The organism is Acaryochloris sp. IP29b_bin.137, assembly GCF_028285745.1.
GTDB lineage: Bacteria > Cyanobacteriota > Cyanobacteriia > Thermosynechococcales > Thermosynechococcaceae > Acaryochloris.
Map to the genome: position 1 here is coordinate 17,203 of NZ_JANQOP010000286.1, position 15,674 is coordinate 32,876.

At 47.0% G+C, this 15,674-nt stretch carries 16 protein-coding genes and 1 pseudogene; 5 read left to right on the top strand and 12 right to left on the bottom strand.

All coding sequences use genetic code 11. The features are described from left to right. Positions 1 to 37: 37 nt before the first annotated feature. The 3 genes and pseudogenes from Q0991_RS20060 to Q0991_RS20070 all read right to left on the bottom strand — a co-directional run bounded on the left by Q0991_RS20060 (position 38) and on the right by Q0991_RS20070 (position 1,638). Entirely contained in the window at positions 38 to 334 is a 297-nt protein-coding gene (locus Q0991_RS20060) for a hypothetical protein (protein WP_299491873.1), read from the bottom strand. 24 nt (positions 335 to 358) lie between these two features. After that, a pseudogene (locus Q0991_RS20065) lies at positions 359 to 475 on the bottom strand (calcium-binding protein); the annotation flags it as partial. Continuing rightward, entirely contained in the window at positions 469 to 1,638 is a 1,170-nt protein-coding gene (locus tag Q0991_RS20070) for an SGNH/GDSL hydrolase family protein (RefSeq protein ID WP_299491875.1), read from the bottom strand. The pseudogene Q0991_RS20065 and the gene Q0991_RS20070, both read right to left, overlap by 7 nt. 366 nt (positions 1,639 to 2,004) lie before the next feature. On the opposite strand from Q0991_RS20070, the gene Q0991_RS20075 reads away from it, so the two are divergent. The 3 genes from Q0991_RS20075 (at position 2,005) to Q0991_RS20085 (ending at position 4,342) form a co-directional block, all read left to right on the top strand. After that, positions 2,005 to 2,478 (top strand): Hsp20/alpha crystallin family protein, encoded by a 474-nt coding sequence (locus tag Q0991_RS20075; RefSeq protein ID WP_299491877.1) that lies wholly within the window; start codon positions 2,005 to 2,007, stop codon positions 2,476 to 2,478. Between the two features lie 236 nt (positions 2,479 to 2,714). Continuing rightward, on the top strand, positions 2,715 to 3,671 hold the full coding sequence (locus Q0991_RS20080) for a thermonuclease family protein (protein ID WP_299491879.1): 957 nt from the start codon (positions 2,715 to 2,717) through the stop codon (positions 3,669 to 3,671). Between the two features lie 29 nt (positions 3,672 to 3,700). Further along, positions 3,701 to 4,342, top strand: a complete 642-nt coding sequence (locus Q0991_RS20085) for a hypothetical protein (protein WP_299491880.1) — start codon at positions 3,701 to 3,703, stop codon at positions 4,340 to 4,342. A gap of 78 nt (positions 4,343 to 4,420) precedes the next feature. On the opposite strand, the gene Q0991_RS20090 is transcribed toward Q0991_RS20085, so the two are convergent. The 5 genes from Q0991_RS20090 to Q0991_RS20110 form a co-directional block, all read right to left on the bottom strand. After that, positions 4,421 to 5,701 (bottom strand): acetylornithine transaminase, encoded by a 1,281-nt coding sequence (locus Q0991_RS20090; RefSeq protein WP_299491881.1) that lies wholly within the window; start codon positions 5,699 to 5,701, stop codon positions 4,421 to 4,423. A gap of 29 nt (positions 5,702 to 5,730) precedes the next feature. After that, positions 5,731 to 6,183 (bottom strand): hypothetical protein, encoded by a 453-nt coding sequence (locus tag Q0991_RS20095; protein WP_299491883.1) that lies wholly within the window; start codon positions 6,181 to 6,183, stop codon positions 5,731 to 5,733. Between the two features lie 8 nt (positions 6,184 to 6,191). Further along, positions 6,192 to 6,896 (bottom strand): DUF1995 family protein, encoded by a 705-nt coding sequence (locus tag Q0991_RS20100; protein ID WP_299491885.1) that lies wholly within the window; start codon positions 6,894 to 6,896, stop codon positions 6,192 to 6,194. A 343-nt stretch (positions 6,897 to 7,239) separates the two neighbouring features. Further along, positions 7,240 to 8,124, bottom strand: coding sequence for a hypothetical protein (locus Q0991_RS20105; RefSeq protein WP_299491887.1), 885 nt, complete (start codon positions 8,122 to 8,124; stop codon positions 7,240 to 7,242). Positions 8,125 to 8,226: 102 nt separating this feature from the next. Beyond that, positions 8,227 to 8,823 carry a hypothetical protein gene (locus Q0991_RS20110; protein ID WP_299491889.1) on the bottom strand — a complete coding sequence of 199 codons (597 nt, stop codon included), beginning with the start codon at positions 8,821 to 8,823 and terminating at the stop codon, positions 8,227 to 8,229. Between the two features lie 443 nt (positions 8,824 to 9,266). Here Q0991_RS20110 and Q0991_RS20115 point away from each other — a divergent pair, with 443 nt between their 5' ends. Both Q0991_RS20115 and Q0991_RS20120 read left to right on the top strand, forming a co-directional pair. Beyond that, a complete protein-coding gene (locus Q0991_RS20115) occupies positions 9,267 to 9,941 on the top strand; it encodes a fasciclin domain-containing protein (RefSeq protein WP_299491891.1) in 675 nt (224 codons plus the stop codon). Between the two features lie 245 nt (positions 9,942 to 10,186). Beyond that, positions 10,187 to 11,056, top strand: a complete 870-nt coding sequence (locus Q0991_RS20120) for a S1 RNA-binding domain-containing protein (RefSeq protein WP_299491893.1) — start codon at positions 10,187 to 10,189, stop codon at positions 11,054 to 11,056. 49 nt (positions 11,057 to 11,105) lie between these two features. Here the strand turns inward: Q0991_RS20120 and Q0991_RS20125 are convergent, their stop codons facing one another. From Q0991_RS20125 to Q0991_RS20140, 4 genes are all read right to left on the bottom strand, one after another. Then, entirely contained in the window at positions 11,106 to 11,294 is a 189-nt protein-coding gene (locus Q0991_RS20125; RefSeq protein WP_299491901.1) for an NAD(P)H dehydrogenase subunit NdhS, read from the bottom strand. A gap of 86 nt (positions 11,295 to 11,380) precedes the next feature. Then, entirely contained in the window at positions 11,381 to 12,658 is a 1,278-nt protein-coding gene (gene rodA / locus Q0991_RS20130) for a rod shape-determining protein RodA (RefSeq protein ID WP_299491895.1), read from the bottom strand. A gap of 54 nt (positions 12,659 to 12,712) precedes the next feature. Continuing rightward, positions 12,713 to 13,786, bottom strand: a complete 1,074-nt coding sequence (locus Q0991_RS20135; protein ID WP_299491897.1) for an Mrp/NBP35 family ATP-binding protein — start codon at positions 13,784 to 13,786, stop codon at positions 12,713 to 12,715. Positions 13,787 to 13,960: 174 nt separating this feature from the next. Next, positions 13,961 to 14,488: an SRPBCC family protein gene (locus tag Q0991_RS20140; RefSeq protein WP_299491899.1), complete on the bottom strand. Its 528-nt coding sequence runs from the start codon at positions 14,486 to 14,488 to the stop codon at positions 13,961 to 13,963. Positions 14,489 to 15,674: the final 1,186 nt, after the last annotated feature.

Below are 15,674 nucleotides of genomic sequence, written 5' to 3' on the forward strand. Positions count from 1 at the left end.
CAACTCAAATCATAAGTCTATCCCTGCCGACTCAAAATCAAATCGATGCCAGAAATGGAAGGTTATCCACTGTCACCCGCCCATCAGTGAATTCTAAGAACTCGATTCCTTTAAGCGTATGAGTTCCGCTCACACCCATCACCTGAAAGTAGTCAGGTCCCCCATTAAAAACAAAATCGCTGAGCGATCCTCGATACTGGACCGTATCATCGCCAAGACCGCCAATAAAAGTGTCCTCACCGGAACTGCCGACAAAGACATCATCGCCTAGCCCACCGATCGCCCAATCATCTCCATTGCCACCAACGAGTTTATCCGCGCCACTTCCGCCCAATAAATAGTCGTGGCCATCGCCGCCGTGGATAAAGTCATCTCCGGTATTGCCCCATAATTGATCATGGCCAGGACCGCCGAAGATATCATCATTGCCTTGATTGCCCCATACGAGATCTGAACCCTCATCCCCAATCAGAATGTCATTTCCCCAGTTGCCAGATAGCCAGTCCCCCCCGCGCCGCCAAAGGCTAGATCATCGCCTGGACCGCTCCAGACCACATCCTGATCAGCGCCGCCATCAATCGTGTCATTGCCATGATGGCCAAACAGCCAGTCGCTCCCTTGCCATCCCTCGATGCGATCGCTTCCCGCGAGACCAAATATAAAGTCGTGCCCGGCTAGTCCATCCAGGTTATCTGCAGTCCTTGTCCCCACTAAAAAATCGCTCCCGGAAGTCCCAAGAATGTCATTGAACATGGGTTGAGGGATGTCACCCGTCAGGGTATTGAAGATAACCTCCCCAAAGAGGGCATGGGCCTGCGTGGTGGGATGAAATGAATCCCAAAAGAAAAACCCGGGAGGATTGGGTAAGGCCAGATCGCTGCCGATTGAGGATAACAGCGGGTCGGTAATATTGGTAAATCCAAAGCGGGCAGGATTTTCAGCTACTGATTCTCCCACACTAAACAGATCGACTTCTACAACCCCCAAGTTGGCATTTGCCGCATCCAATTCAAAATTGCCAAGGGATAATCCCAGACGGCCATTAAATGCGATCGCAATTGCTCTGGCTTCCCGACAGAACGCAACGCTTGCGGGTAGCCGCCCTAAATTGAGCAAATTCGGGATAACAAACTGCGTAGCCCCTGCAGCACTTAATGTTTCAATTGCGGTCCGTAAATTATCAACGCCTGCTTTAACTAAGACCGCCGGATCATCCGTATTTTGTCCTCCCAGATTATCCAAGAAATCGTTGGGACCAGCCCAAATAAAGAATAAATCGTTGGCAGAAGCAAGGTCTATCTCAAGATAGGCATCAATTTGATCTAATAAGCCTGGTAAATCAAGAGGCTCCGGCGTTAGATCATCATCATTAGAATTATTTCGACCCGTACCTGCGCCTGCCAAAGCGTAATTATTGCCACCCAAAAAGGACGGTGAAAGGGCCAAGTCTAGAGATGAATGAGTTCCATTGAGTCGATTGACTAAATATTCAACCGCAACGGGTCCATTGGAAAGCCGCCCTTCAAAGTACGGGAATTGAGGGATCTGACCTGTTGTTAGGGCAAAAAGATTACCGATGTCAGATAGACTATCCCCAAAAGCATAGATATTACTGAAATTGTCAATAGAGATTTTCATGGCTATTACTTTTAGCATGCAATTGGAATCAAGAATAAGCGGTCTTTATATTTCGGTATTCAGTTAATTTAATTAAATAATTAAGTTGAGTAGTTGAAGCCAATTGAGTAGATGCCAATGCTTTATATCTAGTAGATATGAAAATATTTTATGACTGAAAAATTAAATAGTTATTTACAACTAAATTATTAGTCAACGCTTTTTCTTGCTTCAAGATCAAAAACATTGAGGGGAGGTTTTCTCTCCATGATTTGTAGGGTTCTCATGATTTTCGATCACGGAGTAGGTATTGCATATTGGATGTAACGAACAAACAGAGCGGTTGTTACCGCTTCACTGATAACAGCCAATGCGAGGTACAAAACTATGATGATTCGTTACTGGAACCCCATCGAAGAAGCGGATGCGATACGTCATCAACTCGATCGCCTCTTTGAAGGAATGGTGGATGCGGACCCGTCTACGGTCCAATGGTCTCCTGCCATTGAAGTTTGGGATAAAGGCAACGTCCTGGTTCTCAAGGCGTTCTTGCCAGGTGTCTCAGCCGATGACTTAGATATTCAGGTAACCCGAAAGTCCATTTCCCTGTCTGGACAGCGTCATGTTGAAGAATTGCCAGATAACACAAAGCGTCTCTACTCTGACATCCGCTATGGACAGTTCCACCGGGCGACCAAACTCCCGGTTGAGGTGCAAAACACTAAGGTGGAAGCATCCTTTGAGCAGGGTATTCTCACCCTCACCCTGCCGAAAGTCGAGACCGAACAAAACAAAGTGGTGAAGATCAACCTAGCAGGTACGCCTGCTATTGATGCCGCTGATAATGCTGCAACCGATTGACTTCGCTAGTTCTCTCTAGTCTGACTGGTTTCTAGGTTTAGATCTGGTCTTTCCTACCGTCCTTGAGGAGAAACAATACTCCTCAGGGACTTTTCTTTTATCGGAGGTTGTTCTTCGCCCATACATTCACAGAACGCCATCGTTTGCAGGTAAATATTCATGAGGAAGCGACCCAGAAACTAAGTATAAATTCTCAATATCTGTTATGACTGACTTACCAATAGATTATTCTGTTCATGTTCTTGGGAACGACGATAGACGCAACAGTTGTTAGAGTGGTTGATGGCGATACTATTCGCGTTCGGCTTCCTCACCTGGAACAGGAGAAATCCCTTCGTATCCTCAACTTAGAGACGGAAGAATCCAATTCGGGCAGCAACAAAATCATTACGCCCTGGGGAGAGCAGGCTAAAGAGCGCGCTCAAGATTTTTTCCAACCCAATGATCAAGTGATCCTGGAATACCCAGGTACTGAACCGTCAGAAATTTGCCATCGTCGCTATCAAGATAACTATGGACGTCCCCTCTTACTGATTCATAAACAGGGCGTGGATTATCAGGAAGTGATGATTCGGGAAGGATATAGCCCTTACTTTAATAAATATGGCAATGTCGCCTTCCCTGAGTATCATCAGCGATACCAGCAGGCAGAACGGGAAGCCCAATTGGCTAATTTGGGGATTTGGGATCAATTAGCGGTGAATGGAGAGATGGTTCACAATTATGCAGCTTTAGGCATTTGGTGGAGCTTTAGAGCTGAGATTATTGACGGGTTTCGTCAGTACCAAACTCAAATACCAGACTTACTCAATTCCCGGTTGGATTTTGAGGAGATTGTGGCGAGGGCCCAGCACCAAGAGAAGATTGTGGTGTTTACGGAGTTGCGATCGCTCCGCCGGATCACACCGACAAGTGCCCGGATCGAGATTGGTTCCGTCAAACAACCCTTCAGTTTGTATATTCCCAACACAGAATCTTCCACAGGTAAAGCAATCGTCAATCTGCTGAATAACCGATACTTTAGTACGGACGATGCACCCAAACGCAGCTATGCCTACGTGGCCGGACAACTACGGATATTTAATAAAAATCCGCAAATCACCCTCAACTCAACGTCCCAGATTATGGATGAACCGACGACTTTGTTGGATATTACACCCTTGAAAACAGCGGATAAGTTAGCCCCGGCCTAATGACACCCCATTCCAGCAGAACCAAACCAATGAAGTCAGATATTCGAGCAATTCTGCGAGAAAACTGGAACACGATTGGGATAGATGAAATGAAGTCTAAATTCCTGGGTATCGTCGCCTTTTTGGGATTCGTGCTTGCTGGAGTCTACCATCCACAGAGTATAGCTAGAGAAGTTTTCGGCCAGTCTCCTGCAAGCATTCACCAGATGTTTGGGCAATATTGGACTCGTCTAACGGAGGAACTGAACTCTGGCGATCGTCAAGTGACCTATGCCTACAGTCCTTATGGGATTAAGAAACGTTTCCCCAAGGCTCAACTTAAGAATTTTGAGGTCGTCTTCTCCAATAATCAGGCCACCAGTATTAGTGCCTGGATGTCTTTGGGACTCAGCCGGTTTTCCGATAATGGCTATCCCCTAGAATTTAATTCTTTATTTACTTACTTCTTTGATCGCCCCCTTTCCAGTTCGGTTTATCAGAAGCTGATTTATGATGGCTCCCAAGAGCATGGTTCACTCCGACAAATGCATTTTTGCGTGGACACTGGCATATTGATGGTCTATGAATATGCCAGTGTCCGTGATAACGCCATCTATATTCGCTACTCATTGGACGAGAGGTGCCAAGAGAGTTATCCTACGTCTTCAACAATGCCTAATCAATCTTCCTAGCGCTTAATCAATGCCCATAATAATAAATTCTTCTGAGGGCGCTTTTTATGCACTCATTTATCCAGCGCTAGATTGCCCTTAATCGCAGCAGGTACGAGATCCCAACTCAGGCAAAACTTGCTGGATGGTTTGCAGGGCTTTATCTACCGCTGCTTCACTGACCACCAAGGGAGGAACAAAGCGGACAACCTTGGGACCCGCAGGAACGAGCAGTAAACCCGCTTCCATTGCGGCTTTAATCACCTCGATTGAAGTGAGTTCAATCTCATCTTTAAGCACCAGGCCATTGATCAGCCCCCACCCTCGAACCTCAGCAATTAGGTTGGAATATTGGGATTTAATTTTACGTAACCCGGTCCGCAACTGCTCCCCTCGCTGAGCAGCATTCTCCAGCAGATTTTCGGCCTCTAGTGTATCGAGAACGGCTAGAGCAGCAGCACAAGCCAAGGGATTTCCTCCAAACGTACTGGCATGATCGCCCGGTTGGAAGACACTGCAAAATTCTTTGCTCAGCATAGCGCCAATGGGAATGCCACCCGCTAGGCCTTTCGCCAGGGTAAACACATCGGGTTCGATGCCCAAATTTTGATAGCCCCAGAGGTGGCCTGTCCGGCCAATGCCCACCTGAACTTCATCCAGAATGAGTAATATTCCGGTGTCATCACAGATCTGGCGTACCCCTTGGAAATACTCAAGTTGTCCGGGGCGCACCCCTCCTTCACCTTGCAGCGGTTCCAGAAGAATAGCGGCCACTCGGCGTTGGTCTCGATCTAGAGTGGCGATTTTATCCTTGAGGGCGGCTAAATCGTTAAAGGGCCCATACTCAAATCCAGGTACCAGCGGATCAAAATTCTTTTGATACTTCGGCTGTGCTGTGGCAGTAATCGTAGCTAGGGTCCGACCATGAAAGCTAGCATCTGCCGTCAAGATGATCGGCTGCTCAATATTCAGAACCGTATGGGCATACTTCCGAGCTAGTTTGATGGCTCCTTCGTTAGCCTCCGCCCCTGAGTTACAGAAAAAGGCGCGATCGGCACAGGAGTGTTGGGTCAGCCAATGGGCGAGATCGCCCTGGGGGGGGATGTAATACAGATTAGAGACATGATGGAGGGTTTGGATCTGAGCCGTAACTGCTGCCACTAGGGCGGGATGGGCATGGCCTAAGGTGCAGGTGGCAATCCCGGCGACAAAATCTAGATATTCGCGCCCATCTGTATCCCACACACGGCAGCCTTGTCCTCGCTCTAGGGCGATGGGGAAACGACCATAAGTGATCATTACATCCTGATCAAAGTGGGCGGCACTAAAGGATTGAGTGGATACCGCAGACGGATCTTGAGCAATTTCAGTAGGGCTCACAAGCACTCCTGCACGGATGAAAGGTTGACTTACATTGTAGAGGCAGATTTTTGCAAATTGCGATCCAATCCAGCTTTGACCCAATTAATACAGGCTAATTCACTGGCAAAAATCTTAGGCGCGGCAATATTATTGAGCCGAGTGGGTGGATAGTGATCATAAAAGAATTTTCCTGCAATTTCTGAAATAATCACCAGGTTCTGCTTGTAGATATAGCGCTGCTTAAAGTAATCCATGGTGGGAATAGCGGACACCTCTGCCTCTAAATGCTCCCGGGCAATATCCAAAATTCCTTCTATGCGACTGGAGTGCAGACCCGCTGGATTATTGGCTCGATGCCATTCACTGCGGTTACCGAGTTCAGACAACAATCGATAGGCATAGATTGGGGTTTGGGCAATCTCACTATAGATATAGGGAATGATCAGATGTCCGCTATAAACCACGGACTGCTCATACATGAGTCGTCGAGGAGAAATCATGGGGAGGATTACTGAGTAAGGGCTTTCCAAAATTGCTGCATATTGTCTAACAGACCTGGTTTACGGATCTCTTCTGTTGCCGTCAATGACGCCAAAAGCTGACCGATCCGTTCGCCTGAAGGACGGCTTTCCTCTGTGGCCAAAATCTGATGCTCGCCTTCTTCCCCCTCGGCCCACCAAATCTGCCACTCGCTGGGGTAGGACCGAATCACGGCTCCCCGTTCTAAGGGCAGAAAAGAATAACAAGATTCAATGTTGTTGAGAAATCGCTCTCGTAGCGTCCGTCCGGCCATGCCAATCCCAACAATAGAAACGTCTTCTAGCTTGGGATTCAGCAAAATACAGACGCGATCACCCGCCTGGCTACAAATTTGCTCTACCTTACCCACTTCTACTGGAGTAGGGGCAATAAAAACAAAGGCATCATTTTCGGGCTGCACGGGGTCGATTAATTCTTCAATTCCTCGCAACTCATAGGAAATATCTTGCCATTGATGACGGGCTAAGGCGGCTGCCCCCGTATCAGAGAAAAAGACTTTAACGTTCTCACCTAGATTGGGCAGTTGGCTGAGATATTGCTGGGCGACGGGTAAAGGCTTGAGTTCGGGGATGGCAATTTCAACCTGCAGCAAGGTTTTGTGATCTGCGATCGCAGCTTTGGTTGCCTCAACAGCCTGTGATATCGACATTTCCAAAGAATCGGGAAAGACCATCTTATTTCTCACCGGAACAATAAACGATCTTGCTTTGAGGTCGATCCTCAAGGCAATCACACACCCTAACTATTCTTAACCTATAAATCCCCTCAAACCAAATCCATTTGGCTCAATATGGGTTTCAGAGAGTGATCCGTTGTTACTGGATATGAGATCGCGGCCCCGAACCGCGATTCAACCAGGCATGACCTTAACCGACTTGAGGGCCTGCAAACCCACCGCCGACGATGACAAACGCTGGGGAAACGGATTCCTCTCCCCCCGAGCAATTTCTCACCCTCGTTGATCAAGACTTAGCGGCAAGATCAACCTATGGGATTGACCTTGCCCCCTTTTGGACTTACAACTCAGCGAAAGATCGCTCAATCAACCGCCGAGCTAAAGTTTGCACCCCTGTATGCTCGTAGTACTTGGCGGAAATATCCAGAAAGGCTCCCAGGTAATCGAGCTTGCTTTGGGAGCCTTCAATAAACCGGGAGAGTCCATCTACAACCCCTCCCTGGGTAATGCCTTTCTCTGCGACAAACTGATCCATCCAGCCCTGGGTAGACTCAAAACTCTCAGTGATAAAGGCCAGCTTGCCCTTAGAATTATCACCGGGAATAGCGTCTTTAACCCCCTTAAAGGTGCGGTTGTTGTCTAAATCTGAAGGCCCCATACCTTTGATACTGGACAATACCTTGGTTGAAAACTCAGCCCCTAGGGGAATCACGCCATCAAAAGCCACTAAAGCAGCCATGCGCATTATCGATTCGCCACTGTAGTCTCCCAAGGACTTCAAGAAATCTCCCAGACTATCCCCCGGAATACCATTGATATGGCAGAAGGCCACGATTTCGGTCACCAATTTGACGCTCAAGTCAATGGTCTGGGCCTTTTCGGGTTTCGGGGTAATGTTTTTCAAGAACCCTAAAAACGTATCCTGACCGATCCGATTCGCTAGGGCTGCCGTTCCCAGCATGCCTGAGGCTGAGTCCACGGTTTGATAGAGCCATAAGGCGCGTTGGTAGCCTTCCCCCTTGTCATTAAACAAAGTGATGGCTCGCTCCCCAATTGCTTGCACCAGGGCAGGGTCAGTCTCTCCGGTCACCGTTTTGATGGTGTGATCAAAGCCCACTAAGTTGTCCCATTGACCGGGCACAAACTTATCCAGGGACTTGAGGGCCATCACCGTGATCCCTCCCTTGGGTAGCTTATCGACTAATTCATAAATTTTCTTACTCATGCTTGGCTCCTCAATATCTGCCAACACTATTTCGATAGAGACTTGGCCTTTGATAGAGACTTGGCCTAAGTAGGCCAAGCTAAACTCAGTCAGACGTTCGGCTTAAGCTGCGGGCTGTAGCGCCGGCGTCAGGGCGGGGGGTGCATTCAGCTTCGGAGCCTGCTTGTTATCAGAACTTTTGTTAGTCGTCACTTCTAGTTCAGCCAATCCCTTTAGATCAAACTTTTGCAACCAATCCACGCGATCCGCTTGTGAAAATGACGTGTCTCGAGACGAGACTTTCACTTGATACCGACCATTGACCAATAAACCAGTTGTGGTTGTCCCCTGATTGACGCTGGGATACCCTGCAACTTCGTCTGAAGCTGAGCTGTACTTTGCAACAGCGGCTGGCAAGCTAATGGTGTCGTTGATACTTAGGGTCGCAACGGTGGTGCCATTTTTGTTTAACTTGTAAGCCGCAAAGCCTTTCTTCTCCTGGGAAGGCACCACATCAAACTCTCCTTCACTTTTGGGGAAAAATTGATTAAACGTCCCCCCTTTTTGTGCGTCCTTACTGACTGCAACAGGTTTGCCAAACCCGGTCGTGTCTTTTTGGACTTGATCATATTGATTAGGAGCAGATGAACAGGCGGTTACTAAAAATATCAAGCTGACAAGCATCGGGGCAAGCCGTCTCAACCACCGAGTGGGGAGCATTTGAGACCTCCATAAATAAGTAGTGTCCATAGGATATCTGTTGCATTGTCCAGGAGAAGACCGTCAAGACACCAGATTGTCTTACGAAAGTTAATACCGTGAACAACCCCGAATCCGAGCTTCAAATTGCTTTATAGGCTGCTTATTCCCATTTTTTGCCTGTTCAAGTTTCAAAAATAGAATTTTTAAGGGCTTTAGTCTCAAGTTCGGTCATTATTGTTTCGGAGAAATGAAAATTGATTCTTTTTGGCTCCCTTTGAATCCCATTTCCAGGGAACAAATCCACTTCAGAATGCAACATTAATCATTAAAGCTAATTTTGTTTTAACATTTAGACAAAATAGTTTATAAAGTTACGTAACGGATTCTTAGATTCCTTACGTTTGAGCTTGGTCTTCTAATGACCAATGCCGTCCTCATGCAGTTGCGTTTTGTGTGTCCTAATGAAAACCCAATGTTTATCCATCATTAGCCTTTTGCTAATGACGACTACTACCAGTATTGCTTCTGCTCAAACCAGCGGCTCCGAAGCACCTGCCGAATTAAGCCCAGCCATCATGAAAGTGCTTTGTGAGCACTTTCCCCTCAACTCTCGGTGTACTGGTGAGGCTGCTCCTGCTGCTGCAGACACCGCTCCAGTTGAGGAAACAAGTTCTGAAGCACCTAGTGTCGAGATGGAAGAATCCTCCGATGCTAGTGCAGATGAAGGCACAATTGTTGAAGTTGCCAGCGCCAACGAATCCTTCAAAACTTTAGTTGCAGCCATTAAAGCAGCAGAATTAGCAGAAACCTTATCCGGTGAAGGTCCGTTTACGGTTTTTGCTCCAACAGAAGAGGCTTTTGCTGCCCTTCCTGCTGGAACAGTGGATACCCTACTTCAGCCTGAGAACAAAGATAAATTGGTTAAAATCCTCACTTATCATGTGGTTCCCGCAAAAGCCGTTTCGACAGATTTAGAATCTGGAGACGTGACGACGGTTGCGGGTGATCCCGTGAAGGTAACCGTCGAATCGGGTGCCGTCACCGTTAACAATGCCAATGTGGTTCAAGCCGATGTCATGGGGAGCAATGGTGTGATTCACGTAATCGATAAGGTTCTACTCCCTCCCAATCTATAGGGTGACCCTGTCGATCAATCTTGAACGTTTGAATTCAATCGTAGAAAGTAAAAAAGCTGGGTGAATATCCCAGCTTTTTCTATCTCTCGGAAGGCTATTTTAAAGGGGATTCTAGACAAAATTTTTCTCAACCTTTTCGCTATCAGAGTTCCACCTCTAAAAACTCACAATATTTTTGTATTTGTATCTTTGGTGGTTGCTATAAGATTGTAGCCATAGATGTTTTAGACTTTTCGGACGATACCTTGTCATTCTCAGCAGACGATTTTGCCAAAGCGCTGGCCCAACATGATTATTCTTTTGAAGTAGGACAAACAGTCCAGGGAAAAGCGGTTAATTACGATAGCGATGGTGCCTATATCGATATCGGGGGTAAAGCCACTGCTTTTCTACCGAGTCAAGAGGCTTCTCTTCGTAAACAATTTGTACTGGAAGAATTAGTTCCCTTGGACGAGGAACGGGAGTTTTTGATCATCAGAGGTCAAGATGCCAATGGTCAGGTGACCCTGTCGATTCGCCGTTTAGAACTGAAGCATCTTTGGACGAAACTATTAGATTTGCAATCTCAAAATCGTAGTATCCAGGTGACCGTTACGGGCGTGAATAAAGGTGGTGTAACGGCGGATGTAGAAGGATTGCGCGGCTTTATCCCTCGCTCCCACTTGCTAGATCGAGACGATCTGGAGGGACAAATTGGCAGTCAACTGACGGTCAATTTCCTGGAAGTCGATCCCGATCGCAAGAAGCTGGTTTTATCTAATCGAATGGCTGAACAATCGAGTCGGATTGGAGAGCTGGAAATTGGGCAACTCGTCAATGGCACGGTTTCAGACCTTAAGCCTTTTGGGGCCTTTATTAAGCTCCAGGGATTGACGGGGTTACTGCATATCAAGGAAGTTAGCCAAAACTTTGTGCCAAACCTTAGCTCAGTGCTGAAGATCGGAGAACCGATTAAAGCGATTGTTCTGGACCTGGATCCAGGGCGTGGGCGCGTGTCTCTTTCCACAAAAGTGCTGGAGAATCGCCCTGGCGAAATTATAGATAGTTTAGACCAAGTGATGGCAGAGGCAGAGATCCGGGCCAATCGCTACTTAGAAAAGATGCGTCAGCAATAATTTTTTGTGTTCGTGATCACAACAACTAAGCAGTGTTCGTTTAGATGCCTTACTTCTTCCCCTTGCCCCGTTTGACGACTTCTAATTCAGGTAAGCGAAATGTGACAATCTTGGTCCAGTTGCCCCCATCAAAAATAACGGCGGCTTGACCATCCACCACCCGCTGGACCTGACCTTCAAACCCGAAATAGGTATCACCCGTATTCACGACGCGAACTGATGAACCGGGCAAAATCATGGCGCTCATTCGTTTTAGACCTTAACTGCATCACACTAGCTTTTATCATAGTGGACTAATTCCCCTGCGCGAAGGAGGTAAGCCCGTTAAAATCTGCGCTTTTTGCGGTGATTGGCGACTGATTCCACCAAGCCAATGGCAATAAAGTTCGTCAACAAGGCCGAACGCCCATAGCTCAGCCAAGGGAGTGGAATCCCTGTGACTGGGGCTAAGCCAATGGTCATGCTGATGTTTACAAAGACTTGGAAAATGATCATCGACAGTACACCGATTGCAATTAAAGAACCAAAATCATCTTCAGCATTCAGGGCCACGACAATCAGGCGCATACATAACAACCAAATGGCTGCGATTAACACCACACTGCCGACAAACCCAAATTGCTCACCCGCGGCTGAAAAAATAAAATCCGTATGTTGTTCGGGGATAAAACTTAAGCCGGTTTGGGTTCCTTGCTCTAACCCACGCCCCCAAAGCTGCCCTGAGCCAATGGCAATGCGGGACTGAATCAGGTGATAGCCACCGCCTAATGGGTCTTGTTCAGGATCGAGAAACAGAATAATCCGCGCTTTTTGATAATCCTGGAGGAATCCCCAAGCGACTCGGCCCAACACACCCGAGGCCAGATTAATCAGTAGGGCACCCAGTCCGCCTATTATTCGAAAGGGAATACTGAGCCAACCCATAAAGGCAATCGTAACTAACCAAATGGCCCAACCTATCCATAGCCAATGGGAAGTTGGGGGAATATTGAACAAAATCCCCGAAATTAGGGGAGAAAAAAGCAGCACAATCCACCCCAAGTTGGCATTGGCCCAGTACATCATGCCCAAGGTAATGGCTGCAAACACTAGGGAAGTCCCCAAATCTGGCTGCACCAATACCAGCGCCCAAGGGATAAAGGTAATCGCCAACACTTGCAACACAGAAGATAGCTTGGTGGCTGGGCGATGATGAAGCAAGGCCGCCAAGGAAATAATCACCCCCACCTTGGCAAATTCGGATGGCTGCACATTAAAGCCTGCGATAGGAATCCAGCGTTGGGCTCCTAGTTCGCTGGTGCCCATAAAGATAACGGCCACCAGCGAGAGGTTGGTGACGGCGTAAATCAGCCAGTGCAAACTCAACAGAATTTGATAGGGCCAAGTGGCAATCGTCATGGCGATTGCCACTCCAATTGCCCCAATGGTCCAATGCTGGAGCCAATCGGTCCAGCCCTGGGTAGCTTGGGTACTTCGAATTAAAATGCCGCCAAAAACCGTTAATCCAATTGCCAACAACAGCAACCAGCGGTCGATATTATCCCAGGGCTGAATCCAGGTTCGCCACGGAAACCATTTACGCAGAGTTTTATTGATCAGCATGGCAGCATCGACGCTTAAAGGCTGTCATCAAAACGTTGGACTTAGACTAACCGCTTAGGTCAAAGCTGCGACCGAAACCTTAGCCGCAACCTCCGTCGCAATTTTTTGGAACGCTTGGGCAGACGCAGATGAGCTACTGAGGACAATCGGCTCCCCTTGATCTCCACCTTCGCGGACTGGAATTTCCAAAGGAACACAGCCGATCAGAGGTACGCCCAATTCCTTCGAGATTTTTTCACCGCCCCCAGAACCAAAAATATCGTATTGGGTTTCAGGCCGATCGGGAGGGATAAAGTAACTCATATTTTCCACCACACCCAAGATGGGCACACCTAGCTGTTGGAACATCCTTAGTCCCTTACGGGCATCCAAGAGAGCGACATTTTGGGGTGTACTGACAATCACCACCCCTGCCATGGGCACTGCTTGGGCTAGGGTGAGTTGAGCGTCCCCCGTTCCGGGGGGTAAATCGATAATCAGATAATCTAAGCTTCCCCAATCCACTTGATAGAGAAATTGACGAATAATCCCGTTTAGCATAGGACCGCGCCAAATAACGGGCTGGTCTTTATCAATCAAAAAGCCCATGGAGACGAGCTTGATACCTTGTGCGATCGCAGGTTCCATCACATCCCCCTGCGCTTCTTTGCGGACCTCAACCACCGCATCTTCTAATCCCAACATGGTGGGTACATTGGGGCCATAAATATCAGCATCGATCATGCCCACACTCGCGCCGGACTGGGCTAAGGCGGCGGCAATATTGACGGCGACCGTGCTTTTACCCACCCCACCTTTACCGCTGGAAACCGCAATAATATTTTTGATTCCAGGCACTCCAGTACGATCAGGAACGCTCTTTTGCTGAGGGGTTTCTGCAGTGACTTCCACATCTACAGACTCAATACCCGGTAACGCTTGAACCGCTTTTTTGCAGTCATCAACAATCATCTCCTTCAGGGGACAAGCAGGAGTGGTTAGGACCAAGGTAAAGGTTGCTATGCCATTCTCAACTTTCACGTTGCGGATCATATTCAGATCCACCAGGCTTTTTTGGAGTTCAGGATCTTGAACCGGTTGCAAGACCTCCAAAATTTTTGCGACTGAAGGGGCTATCGTGTCGGGCATAGTGTTCTTTATCAGAGTTTCTTATCGGTTCTTACTGTATCAATTTTGCAGCAACACCTTCACCCTCTATGTGTCACAGCATCGTCAATAAATAGCAGTTATCGGTGAGCAATAACAGGGAATCCCATCCCCTTAGATTGAGTCAAAGCTTTGCCATAGCTACGCGATGGGACATTAAAAATCAAAGCAGGTATTCTTGCGGGTAGGTAAATAGCCAGAAACCGATTGCAACGCTTCATTCTCTGCTGCTTCAGCTAATTTTTGGGCCACTGTCTCTGCATGCCGCTGCATCATTGACCAGACTAGCGGGGATAACCAGCCTCGCATCATCACCGAGTAGGACACACAAGTCCCACAAATACTAGACTCTACCCGATATACCACTCTTTCCTCGACGCCGGGTAAGGCAATAATGCGAAAACTGACCAGTTCGCCAGGGTTGACTCGCTCCACAAAAATGCGAAACGGCAAGGGCACCATCCGACTCACTGCCTGATAAATCAGACCCGGCTTAGGCACCAAACCGTAGGGAACATTGGTGCTGGTAATCAATGGATGCCAAGATACATCGGCTAGATCAACCACTTTCCGCCAGATGGAGTCCACGGATGCTGAACTAATCGCTTCGTAGCTTTTAACCAAGGACCAGCTGGGTTGGCGTCGCTTCCAGATGTTGAACTTAAGCAACCAATGAGGGGTCAAGACAGCGCTCCTAGGGTGTTGATGGACAGGGGATTCAGGGGATAGTTTTTTCCAAAGCTCAAAAACCTGAGATGACCTGAAGATAGGGAATCATTCAATCCTATGTTCATCCTATAGGGATCCGAGTTGAGATGGTAGATCAGTTAATCCATCAAGTAAATCCGTAAAGTTTAGCTTAACCCCATCTCAATAGGGACAGGAACGAATTTAACGATTTCCCAAAGAAAATTGGACTTGGGCTTTCCCAAGGCATAAATACTCAAGGAGCTAGATTTTGAGCACATGGAATTTGGGAACAATCTGCTTTACGGATGCCTACTTTCTGTTGCCATGGCAGATAGTCCTCCCCTTAGCAATCAAAAAGAAAAAATTTATTAATCGTAACAATCCTAGTTTTATCTGAATTCTGCTTAAATCTCATTCCCTCTTTCTGAATGGGTTGGACAAATGACGTGCCGACTTAAGCTCCCTAACCTGAGCAATGCTCTTCGAACCCATATTTGGAGATACTTCCCAGAAATACCGTTCCGTTGGAGGGCAATTCAGCCAGCCTGAGATTCGGTGCTAATCACGATTAGCTTAGTTAAGACATTGGGACCAAACATTTGTTCTATATGGATCTCAGCCTGGAATCCTCAATATTCATTTCTATCGCGATATCCCTGGCATCGGATTTGCAATAGAAACCTGTGCTGGCTCAATTTGTCTTTTGAACTTCTAAATATTAGAGGTCTGGGCTCACAAACTTGCTGATGCCTGTTGTCTATGAATCTTCAGCAATAATCGTTGCCAAGCTAAAACCATTGAGGCTGGCTTCATCAGAAGTATGTCAGTTGTTCTTTTTTGTCTGTTGTTCTTATTTTTATTATTTTAATAGGCATGTATATAATTATCGATTAAATTAGACTTTATATATTTAATATGGCCTATTGAATTAATTTTAGTTAAAAAATTATATTTATATACTCTTTTTCTCGCTTTTTTAATCCTTTAGATCCTTTCCAATCGCCTAAATATGCTCAATAATTCACACAGAGCTTCAGTTAATAAATTTGGCGTTTGCTACTGACTGAATAAAAAACATTCGGTGGTCGCTGCTTCAATCACAACCATAGGAGAATACCCACTGTGAAACTTGCAGTTTACGGAAAAGGCGGAATTGGTAAATCTACAACCAGTTGCAACA